Consider the following 11,369-nt stretch of genomic DNA (forward strand, 5'->3'; position numbering starts at 1 on the left):
AGATTATTTTTGAGATACATAAACATTAAATTCAATTACAAATTTATTATTATACTATTATTTATTCATTCTACTTATGGGAGATACTTTTAATCAATAAACAACAATGCAGCGCGAATGACTGTGAGCTCCAGAAATAACATGATTTAGGGATGCCATGCCGATGCAAATGAAACACAATGCCGAAATCTGCCGGCAAAAGGTCGTTATCAGAACATCATTTTCATGATGGAAACCAAGGCAGTCTCTCAGTTCACGGCCCAGCCAGACCAAGTGAACGATTCTATTCGATCGAAAACCACTTCGTCATAAACGAGAGGCCTCCAGGACACTCTCAACGCCGCGTTACCCCTCCTCGACAATCTGAGCGCGGAGATCGGCATAATAGGTGACCAGATCCAGGTGACCCTCTTCATTGCTTTTCCGCAGGATCACTCTTTCTTCCCGCGCCTGACTTGGCGTCATACCGAAACGCGCCCGGAAGGCTCTTAACAATTGATTGCTGCTGGAAAAACCAAACCTATAGCTGATTTCCGTGATGGAAAGGGCAGCCGCGTCCTTGCGCGTCAGTTCGACAAACGCAGCGTCTAACCGTTTGTCACGAAGGACTTTCGCTATACCGCCATCATCGGCAAATGTCCGATACAAATGAGAGCGAGAGACGTGAAAACGGCTCACGATGAATTCCGGCGATAACTCCGGCAGATTGAGGTTTTGATCTATAAAAGCAAGGATTCGCTGCCGAAGCGCGAGCTTCAGCACGGAATTTCCTGCAAGATCATCCAAGGCATCTTCTTTCAGGGCGGCCACTATCAGTGTCACAGCGGCCTCATGCGTGGCATCGGCCTGCATTGGCGATAGCTGACCGCCAACAGAATACAGGCCTCTCAGATAGCCCGTCACCAGCTTGGTCACGGGCCACTCCCTTCTGAGGATCAGACCATGCAAATTCTTGCCATTCATGGCTTTTTCAAGCGGTTGTCGCGGAATATAGAAACTAAGGCGCGAGCCGGCCGTCGCCTGATTGCGAAATGTCTGGGTCAGGTCCATGATCACGATATCTCCGGGACGAATGGAAACATCGAGGCCATTGAAATCACCCGTCAGCGATCCGCCGGTCATGATCTGCACAAGATAGTTGTCAAGCCCGCTTTGCAGAACCGTGCGGCGATCTCTGACGTATATCTTCCTGCTGAATTTTGAATACGCCAAGCCTATTGAGCCGATTGGACGCGCTATAAGCGTACCTTCAGTTGATATTACTTCATCATCTGGATATGGCATCGCATCAAAAAGTGGCTTCGTAGCCTCTCGCCATAAATCAGCACGCCGATCAACATCAACCAGATCGGTTGAAATAAAAATATCGCCCGCCATCAAAACCTCCACTTGAAAATATATTAACTATAACATGACCCCAAATAAAAGAAAATATTTTTGCATTTTTCAAAGAAAAACATAACAGTATTTTTGATATATACAAAATATATAATATTTTTTCATATTTATATAAAATAAATATTCTTTAATAATATTATGTTATAAATTTTTCAAATAAATAAATAATATATATTTTTATTAATCCAAAATATCAAATACTAAAAACAAATATGAGAATAAATCTATTAATTATATAACGAACAACATAAGAAATATACACATAATCATGAAATTATATAGCTATAACACGGCATAAATATTCGCATAATTACCCTATCTTGCATAAATATACTTAGAACGTCTTTAATTTTTCTGTTTTGCAAAATCCGTCGACAATATGTTCTCGAATATAGCAAGGGCATTGTCAGCTATCTAGCTCGTCCATAAGAGATAATAGCGAGGAAAAAATAAACATGCTTCAGGCGCGCGTCGTCGGCACGGAATAGCCCATTTCCATCAAAGAGCGTCAGAGCCACTCTTCAACGCCAATTGATACCGGAAGCTATGGAGCGCTCAGTGCAACGGTACGAGGTGTCTTGCTCAGTGTGCTGAGAGCGGTGCTGAGATGATGAGGCTCTGTTAGCAGGTCACTCCGGCCGAACGACATGCGATCAGGCTGGGCATTACACAGGTTCGCCTCAATGCGATTGATACCAATCCCCGTGCCGCGCTCCCGTTATGAGTGGCGGGATTACAGCGAGCATTCGGTGATTTCAATCGGTCCGCTCCGCAAGATATTCGATTTTACGAGCTCAGCTATCACGCGATTCAGCTCATAAAAAATAAATCGAGATTGCTTAAGTCAGACATTCAGCGTGTGAATTTCGCAATATACTTATTCAGGTGCCTTCCGTTTTTATTCTAAAACGGAAGGCACCCGGTTATTGCTTTAAGGCATAGCCTTATCAATCAACATCGATGATCGCTCAGTAATGAACTGACAGGGAATCGATCGGGGTCGTTTTGGGCGGTGCGAACTTGGTCAGGTCGATCCCTTCGACAGCGGTCCGGTATTCTTCCATGCTGGGGGTGCGGCCAAGAATAGCCGACAGCACCACAACCGGGGTCGAGGCCAGCAGCGACTCGCCCTTCTTCTCGGCAGTATCTTCCACGACGCGGCCCTGGAACAGGCGGGTCGAGGTTGCCAGAACGGTGTCGCCCTTTTCCGCCTTCTCCTGATTGCCCATGCACAGGTTGCAGCCCGGGCGCTCAAGATAGAGGATGTTTTCATACTCGGTGCGCGCTTGGTTCTTCGGCACGAGATCGTCGAACTCGAAGCCCGAATACCTTTGCAGGATTTCCCAATCCCCTTCGGCCTTCAGCTCATCGATGATGTTGTAGGTTGGAGCTGCGACGACGAGCGGCGCTTTGAACTCCACCTTGCCCTCATTTTTCTCAATGTTGCGCAGCATTTGCGCGACGATCTTCATATCGCCCTTATGCACCATGCACGAACCCACGAAGCCGAGATCCACCTTCTTGGTGCCGCCGTAGTATGAAACCGGGCGGATCGTGTCATGGGTGTAACGCCGGGATACATCCGCGTTGTTCACGTCCGGGTCGGCGATCATGGGCTCGTCGATCAGATCGAGATCGACAACGACTTCCGCGAAATATTTCGCATTCGGATCGGGGGCCAGTGCCGGCCTCTCGCCCGAACGGATTTCCGCAATGCGCTTGTCGGCCTTTTCGATCAGGCCGCGCAGGGTCTGGGCGGCATTGTCCATGCCCTTGTCGATCATGATCTGGATGCGGCTTTTCGCGATTTCCAGCGACTCGATCAAGGTTTCGTCCTGCGAAATGCAGATCGAGGCCTTGGCCTTCATCTCGGCGGTCCAGTCGGTGAAGGTGAACGCCTGATCGGCCAGAAGCGTGCCGATATGGACCTCGATCACGCGGCCCTGGAATACGTTATCGCCGCATTGCTTGAGCATCTGCGCTTGTGTCGCATGGACAACGTCACGGAAGTCCATGTAGCTTTTCATGGTACCCTTAAAGGTCACCTTGACTGACTGCGGGATCGGCATGGTTGCCTCACCGGTGGCCAGCGCCAGCGCGACGGTGCCAGAGTCCGCGCCGAAGGCAACGCCCTTGGACATGCGGGTGTGGCTGTCGCCGCCGATGATGATCGCCCAGTCATCCACGGTGATGTCGTTCAACACCTTATGGATCACGTCGGTCATCGAATGATAAAGGCCCTTGGGATCGCGCGCGGTGATGAGACCGAAGTTGTTCATGAACGCCATGAGCTTCGGAATGTTGGCCTGCGCCTTCTTGTCCCAGACAGATGCCGTGTGGCAGCCGGACTGATAGGCGCCGTCGACCAAGGGCGAAATGACCGTGGCCGCCATGGCCTCAAGTTCCTGCGCGGTCATCAGGCCGGTGGTGTCCTGCGAACCGACGATGTTCACCTTCACACGCACGTCGGAACCGGCGTGCAGCACCTTGCCCGGCGTCACGCCGACGGCGTTGCGGTTGAAGATCTTCTCCACCGCCGTCAGGCCCTGCCCCTCGATGGCGATTTCCTTGTTCGGCGCGAAAACCGGGGTCGGCTCGACACCGAGGGTTTCGGCGGCGAAAGTCTGGAGCTTCTTGCCGAAGACGATGGCATAGGAACTGCCGGCCTTCATGAACTCCACCTTCTGCGGCGTGAAAGCGGAAGCTACGTCCACAAGCTCATTGCCGCCCTCGTCGCGGAGCTTCTTGTTCTTCGCGTCGATTTTCAGAATGGTGCCGGTCTCGACCGAGAATTTCTGTTCAAGGACGGGATTGCCGTCATTGTTGAGGATCGGCTTACCATCCTCGTCGGTCTTCTTGGTCCAGTTTTTCAGATTGATGCCGATACCGCCAGTCACGTCGACGGTGGTGGCGAAGATCGGCGAAATTCCGTTGGTGCCGGCGACAATCGGAGCATAATTGACGAAAGGCACATAGGGGCTGGCCTGCTTGCCAGTCCACAGCGCGACGTTGTTCACGCCGGACATGCGCGACGAGCCGACGCCCATCGTGCCCTTCTCGGCGATCATCATCACGCGTTTGCCGGGGTGCTGCTTCTGCAGCGCCACGATTTGCTGCTGCGCTTCCGGCGAGATCATGCACTGGCCGTGCAACTCGCGGTCGGAGCGCGAATGCGCCTGATTACCGGGCGACAGCAGGTCGGTCGAGATATCACCTTCGGCCGCGATGAAAGTCACCACCTCAATCTCGTCCTCGACATCGGGGAGCTTGGTGAAGAACTCGGCTTTGGCGTAACTTTCCAGAATATCCTTGGCAACGGCATTGCCGGCCTTGTAGGCATCGCGCAGGCGGAACAAGTCGGCGTCGTAGAGGAATACCTGCGTTTTCAGCACCTCGCCGGCCTCAGCGGCAATCTCCGCATCATCGCCAAGAGCGATGTCGAGCAGCACCCTGACCGAGGGACCGCCCTTCATGTGCGAGAGCAATTCGAGTGCAAAAGCCGGAGAAATTTCGGGAACGACCGTTTCACCGAGGATGATCTTCTTCAAAAAAGCGGCCTTCGCGCCAGCGGCGCTGGTTGTGCCCGGCAGCGTGTTGTAAATGAAGAAGTTCAGGGCATCCGCCCGGTGCTCGTTACCGGCATCCTCGATCAGCGCAATGATCTCACCAACGAGGCCGCCGTCGTCGATCGGCTTGGGGGCCAGTCCTTGGGTTTCTCTGCTTTTGATCTCAGCCAGGTAATCCGAGTAAAGGTTCATCGCAATCCCAACATCGTAAAGTGTATGACGCTGAAACGCAGCGCCACGCAGCGGTATTGTCAATCGGTCCGGCGCGGCTTGCGTTCAGTTCGATCCATCGATTTGAGCGCAAATCGCCGTTCAATCAAGATCGCCGTACAATCAAATAAACTGGAGCGCGCTTTCCGACGCCGTCAGAATGTCTGACGCTCCGGTACCTTACGGGCTTCCGAGTACGTCAACCGCAGGCGGCTGGCAAGATACCTTATTTTAGAAAAAAGTAGTACTGCCGATTCACCATCTTGCGGCGCTCAGGTCGCGAAGCGCCCAATCCTGGCCCTTCCGCCCGCTGATCATCGCGACAAACTCAGCAAAATTATCAAGGCCAGAGCCGCGTTTCCGAAGGGGGACTGGCCGGGTCACGCCGCGCTTCGGGCTGCCCACGGAAATCGACATCGACCAGCCTTGATTTCATCAAAAGTGAGGACGAAATAGCTTACAGCGCCAACAGATGATGAAAAGACGATTCGGGATTTGGCTTGCCTCCCCCGCTGTCGGTCTGTTTTGCAAGCGCAACATGCCTTCAAATCGACCCGTCGGTTGAATGCAGGTTGCTATGAAATATGGAAATTAGAGCGCACGTTCTGACTTCGCCGGAACGTCTGGCGCAGGAGCATCAGCCATGTCCGATCAACGCCTTGATCCCGGGGGGACTGCCCGCCCGGAGGATGCTCTTGCTCCCGGAAAACCCACCTCCCAGAAAGCGGACGCCGTACCAAGCCAGAGTTTTCGTGAAACGCTGCGTGGATTGTGGCCATATCTGTGGCCGCATGATCGCGCTGATCTGCGGCGGCGCGTCTATTTCGGTTTCGTGCTGCTGCTGGCAGCGAAGATCGTCACCGTTGCCATGCCCTATGGCTTTAAATGGTCCGTCGATGCGCTGACCGGAGAGGTCCAGGGCGATCCGGCAGGGCTGCTCATGATGGGCGCCGTCTCGCTCACGGTGCTTTACGGCGGCATGCGTGTTGCCATGGCGTTGTTGACGCAATGGCGTGACGGGCTGTTCGCTTCCGTTGCGATGAACGCCGTGCGGCGTCTGGCGCTGGAAACCTTCCGGCATATGCACCTTTTGTCGCTTCGGTTTCATCTGGAACGCAAAACTGGCGGCCTGACGCGCGTATTGGAGCGCGGGCGGGAGGGCATCGAGGAACTGGTGCGCATGTTCGTGCTCAACCTGTTGCCGACCATCCTCGAATTCGCGCTGGTTCTTGGCGTACTGTGGTGGCAGTTCGACTGGCGCTTTGCCGCCATCGTCTTCGTTATGGTCACGGCTTATCTGGCCTTTACTTACCGAGTGACCGAATGGCGGATCGACATCCGCCGCCGCATGAACGCTTCCGACAACGAAGCCAACACCAAAGCCATTGACTCGCTATTAAACTATGAAACGGTTAAATACTTTGGCGCGGAGAAGCGCGAGGCCGAGCGCTATGACACGTCGCTCGCGCGCTATGAAAGCGCCAGCGTTGATACTTATGTGTCGCTGGCTTATCTCAACAGCGGACAGGCCGTGATTTTCTCTCTCGGCCTCGTTTCGGTGATGATCCTGGCCATCGGCGACGTGCGCTCCGGAAATACGTCCGTGGGGGGCTTCGTCATGGTCAACGCCATGTTGATGCAGCTCTATTTTCCGCTCAACTTCATGGGCACGCTTTATCGGGAAATCCGCCAGTCGATGATCGATATCGGCGAGATGTTCTCCATCATGGCGCGTGATCCCGAAGTCAAGGACAAGCCCGGCGCCAGTCCGCTGAAGGTGGAGGCCGGCGAGTTGCGGTTCGATGACGTGGTGTTTGCCTATACGCCTGAGCGCCCTATCCTGCGCGGCGTCAGCTTCACCGTGCCGGCTGGCCGCACTGTGGCCGTGGTCGGTCCGTCGGGGGCGGGGAAATCCACGCTGTCACGTCTTATCTTCCGCTTCTACGAGCCGCAGTCGGGGCGTATTCTCATCGACGGGCAGGACATATCCGAGGTGCAGCAGGAGAGCCTGCGCGATGCCATCGGCATGGTGCCGCAGGATACGGTGCTGTTCAACGATACCATCGAGTATAACATCCGCTACGGACGCCCCGATGCGCTGCATGCCGAGGTCGTCGAGGCCGCCCGGCTGGCGCGGATCGATACCTTCATTACCTCTCTGCCGCAGGGTTATGATACGCAGGTTGGCGAGCGCGGCCTCAAGCTTTCCGGTGGTGAAAAGCAGCGCGTGGCTATCGCCCGCACCATCCTGAAGGCACCGCGCATCCTCGTGCTCGACGAGGCAACGTCCGCGCTCGACAGTTTCACCGAGCGCGAGATTCAGCAGGCGCTGGAGAAGGTTTCAGAGGGGCGCACAACGCTCGTCATCGCGCATCGCCTGTCCACGATCGTCAACGCCGACGAGATTCTCGTCTTCGACCGGGGAACGATCGCCGAAAGGGGAACCCACCTGCAATTGTTGGCCAAGGGCGGCCTCTATGCAGCACTGTGGAATCGCCAGCGGCAAGTCGATGCCGCGCGAGAAACACTGGCCCTGGACGCAGACACGGCTTCTCCGCCGCCGGTTAGTCAGGATGTGCATGAATATGATGAACGGAACGAACGCGTATAACGCATTTGCGGGGACGCCGACATAACGGATAAAATGCAGGATGCTTTAAATAAAGCGTCTTGCTGAACGGCGGATGGCATGACCAGGGAGGGGCGATGACGGTCACGATCTATCATAACCCGCGCTGCGGCACGTCGCGCAACACGCTGGCCATCATCCGGCAGGGCGGCATTGAGCCGGTGATCGTGGAGTACTTGCAAACGCCGCCGACGCGTCAAATGCTGGCGTGGCTCATTGCCCAATCCGGCTTGACGGTGCGGCAGGCCATCCGCGAAAAAGGCACGCCCTTTGCCGAACTCGGACTGGACGATCCGGCATTGTCAGATGACGATCTTCTCGATGCCATGAGCGCGCATCCGGCGCTCATCAATCGGCCGTTTGTCGTCACGCCGCGCGGCGTGCGTTTGTGTCGCGCCGCGGAGGTGGTTCTCGACATTCTACCCATTGAGCGGGATGGCGGCATTGTTTACAATCCTGATCGCGGGTCTTCAACGGGCGGCTAATCTCCTGATGAGCAAATGACGATGCCAGATCCGCAGCAGCAGCCCTCCCCGGCCCGTGTCAGGCCAGCGATCCCGACCACCGTCTGGGCACTTGGCTTTGTCAGCCTGCTGATGGACGTATCGTCCGAGATGATCCAGACGCTGCTGCCGCTTTATCTGTCGGCTGGCCTTGGCGTTTCGGTTCTTGCAATCGGCTTCATCGAGGGGTTGTCCGTTGCCATTGCGACCGCGACCAAGTTTTTCTCCGGCGTACTCGCTGACATCAGCCAACGCAACAAACCGCTTGCCGTGCTGGGATATGGCCTTGGCGCACTGTCGCGGCTGATTTTCCCCATTGCCGGAACCGTCGATCTGGTTGTGATGGCCAAGGCTATGGATCGCGTTGGCAAGGGTATCCGTGGTACGCCGCGCGACGCCCTCATCGCCGCTGTCAGCCCGCCCGACATCCGTGGGGCGAGCTTCGGCTTGAGGAAATCCCTCGATACGGTTGGCGGATTTCTGGGGCCTCTGGTCGCGATTGCGGTGATGATGCTGATGGCAGGCGATATTGTCGCTGTTTTCTGGATCGCCGCTATTCCGGCTGCGTTGGCGATCGTGGTTTTGCTTGTTTTCGTGCACGAACCGAAAACCGCTCAACCCGCCAACCGGCCGCGCTTTCACCTGTCTCAAAGCCTGAAACTGAACCGCGCCGTATGGGCCGTGATCGGCATCGCTGCCCTCATCATGCTGGCCCGGTTCAGTGAGGCATTCGTGCTGCTGAAATCGCTCGATGCCGGATTTACGCCGACATGGGTGCCGCTATCCATGGTGATCATGCACGTCGCATATGGCTTGACCGCCTATCCCGTCGGACGCCTGTCCGATCGCGTCGGCCGCGATGGACTGTTGATATGCAGCCTGGTTTTTCTGATTGTCGCCCATCTGACGCTCGCATTTGCGGATAACGTCGCGCTTTATATTGCCGGGACTGTGCTATGGGGCCTGCACATGGGCTTCTCGCAAGGACTGCTCGGCGCAATGATTGCTGACACCACGCCAAATGCCTTGAAAGGCAGTGCTTTTGGTACCTTTAATCTGGTTACTGGCGTGGTTGTGCTTGCCGGCAACACAGCCGCTGGCTGGTTTTGGGAAAGTTATGGATCGGCGATGCCATTCCTGATCGGCGCAACAATATCAGCCGTGGCAATCGTGCTGCTGTGCATCAAGATGCTGCGCGCCGCTCGCTCAGTATAACTCTTGATATCTGACAGTTGGATTTTACCGAAAAACAATCAAGCTCTTCCTGCATTCAATACAATGCAGGAAGAGCTATGTCTTGATGTCAGAGCGCGGATATCAAAGTGCGATATCCGGCACCTTCGGCACATCGGCTTCGTTGCCATGCACCGGAACACCGGGCGCATTGACGATTTTGGGCGATCCGATGGCCAGTTGCAGCGCTGCTTCGGTCGCCGCCCATTCCTGTGCAAGCAGTTCCGGGTTTTCGTTGAGCTTCACACCATAGCTCGGAACGATCTCGCGCAGCTTCGCCTGCCATTCCGGGGTTGCGACCTTATCCGGGAACACCTTGTTGATCAGGTTGAGCATGATCGAAGGCGACGTGGACGCGCCCGGAGACGCGCCGAGCAATGCCGCGATGGACCCATCCTCAGCAGCCACGACCTCGGTTCCCAGATTAAGGACACCGCCGCCATCGGGCTTCTTCTTGATGATCTGGACACGCTGCCCAGCCTGCCACAGACGCCAGTCTTCATCCTTGGCATCCGGGAAATATTCCCGCAGGGCATTCATGCGGTCATCTTGCGACATCATGAGCTGGCCGGCAAGATACTGGATCAGGCTGAACTCGCTCAGGCCGACGGACAGCATCGGCGCAACGTTATCCAGTGTCACGGATGTCGGAAGATCGAAGTACGATCCGTTCTTCAGGAACTTGGTCGAGAATGTCGCGAACGGGCCGAAAAGCAGCACCTGCTTGCCGTCGAGAACGCGTGTATCGAGATGCGGCACCGACATCGGCGGCGACCCGACAGATGCCTTGCCATAGACCTTCGCCAGATGGCGATTGACGATTTCCGGGTTCTCCGTCACCAGGAACGATCCGCCAACAGGGAAGCCGCCATAACCCTCGGCCTCGGGAATATCCGCGAGTTGCAGCAGCGGCAGTGCGGCGCCGCCCGCGCCGATGAACACAAAACGGGCGTCGACGGTATCCACCGACTTGCCGGTCTTGATGTCGAAGGATGACACGCGCCACGTCCCGTCATCGTTGCGGGTAATCGAGCGAACTTCATAGCCGGTCAGGACAGTCAGCTCATTCTGGCTTTTCAGATAGTTGATGAACTGGCGCGTCAGCTCACCGAAGTTGACATCCGTTCCCAGCGGCGACCATGTCGCGGCGATCGGCGTGCCAACCTCGCGGCCTTCCATCATGATGGGCACCCACTCGGCGATCTTGGCGGGATCTTTCGAGAACTCCATGCCGGAAAACAGCGGGCTGGCCTTCAAAGCCTCGTGGCGCTTCTCAAGGTAATCAACGTTGTCATCACCCCACACGAGGCTCATGTGCGGCGTGGAGTTGATGAATGAGCGCGGGTTTTCCAACACGCCCTGCTGAAGCTGATGGGTCCAGAACTGGCGCGAGATCTGAAACTGCTCGTTGATATCGATGGCGCGCACGATCTGCACATTGCCGTTGACGTCGACGGGCGTATAGTTCAACTCGCAAAGTGCCGAATGGCCGGTGCCTGCGTTGTTCCAGCCGTTGGAACTCTCCTCGGCGACGGTATCGAGACGTTCGATCATCTCCATCGTCCACGAGGGTTCGAGTTCATGCAGCAGAACACCGAGAGTGGCGCTCATGATGCCGCCGCCGATCAGCAGGACATCGACCTTGCGATCAGCCTTCTCGGCGCGATACTGCCCGCTGCTCAGGGCATACGTGCCGACGCCGACAGCGCCGACCGCAGCAACCGTGCCCAGAAGGAGCTGACGGCGGTTGAAAGAAGACCGCCCCTTCCCACCACCGCCGTTTGCAGGTTGCGTTGCGTTGTTCGTCCCGTTCAAATCAGCCATGATGAC

6 protein-coding genes are annotated in these 11,369 nt (G+C 55.7%); 3 read left to right on the forward strand and 3 right to left on the reverse strand.

Annotation, left to right across the window (positions count from 1 at the left end; translation table 11 throughout):
* Positions 1-345: 345 nt before the first annotated feature.
* Positions 346-1,377 (reverse strand): helix-turn-helix domain-containing protein, encoded by a 1,032-nt coding sequence (locus tag FHS81_RS10840; RefSeq protein WP_183752879.1) that lies wholly within the window; start codon positions 1,375-1,377, stop codon positions 346-348.
* Positions 1,378-2,366: 989 nt separating this feature from the next.
* A complete protein-coding gene (locus FHS81_RS10845; protein ID WP_183752881.1) occupies positions 2,367-5,156 on the reverse strand; it encodes a bifunctional aconitate hydratase 2/2-methylisocitrate dehydratase in 2,790 nt (929 codons plus the stop codon).
* Between the two features lie 661 nt (positions 5,157-5,817).
* On the opposite strand from FHS81_RS10845, the gene FHS81_RS10850 reads away from it, so the two are divergent.
* The 3 genes from FHS81_RS10850 (at position 5,818) to FHS81_RS10860 (ending at position 9,521) form a co-directional block, all read left to right on the forward strand.
* Entirely contained in the window at positions 5,818-7,785 is a 1,968-nt protein-coding gene (locus FHS81_RS10850) for an ABCB family ABC transporter ATP-binding protein/permease (RefSeq protein WP_183752883.1), read from the forward strand.
* A 95-nt stretch (positions 7,786-7,880) separates the two neighbouring features.
* Complete coding sequence (gene arsC / locus FHS81_RS10855; protein ID WP_183752885.1) at positions 7,881-8,288, forward strand: arsenate reductase (glutaredoxin); 408 nt, start codon at positions 7,881-7,883, stop codon at positions 8,286-8,288.
* 15 nt (positions 8,289-8,303) lie between these two features.
* Positions 8,304-9,521: an MFS transporter gene (locus tag FHS81_RS10860; protein ID WP_246374972.1), complete on the forward strand. Its 1,218-nt coding sequence runs from the start codon at positions 8,304-8,306 to the stop codon at positions 9,519-9,521.
* A 102-nt stretch (positions 9,522-9,623) separates the two neighbouring features.
* Here FHS81_RS10860 and mqo read toward each other — a convergent pair whose 3' ends face one another.
* On the reverse strand, positions 9,624-11,363 hold the full coding sequence (gene mqo / locus FHS81_RS10865) for a malate dehydrogenase (quinone) (protein ID WP_183752887.1): 1,740 nt from the start codon (positions 11,361-11,363) through the stop codon (positions 9,624-9,626).
* Positions 11,364-11,369: the final 6 nt, after the last annotated feature.

This window comes from Pseudochelatococcus contaminans (assembly GCF_014195635.1).
GTDB lineage: Bacteria > Pseudomonadota > Alphaproteobacteria > Rhizobiales > Beijerinckiaceae > Pseudochelatococcus > Pseudochelatococcus contaminans.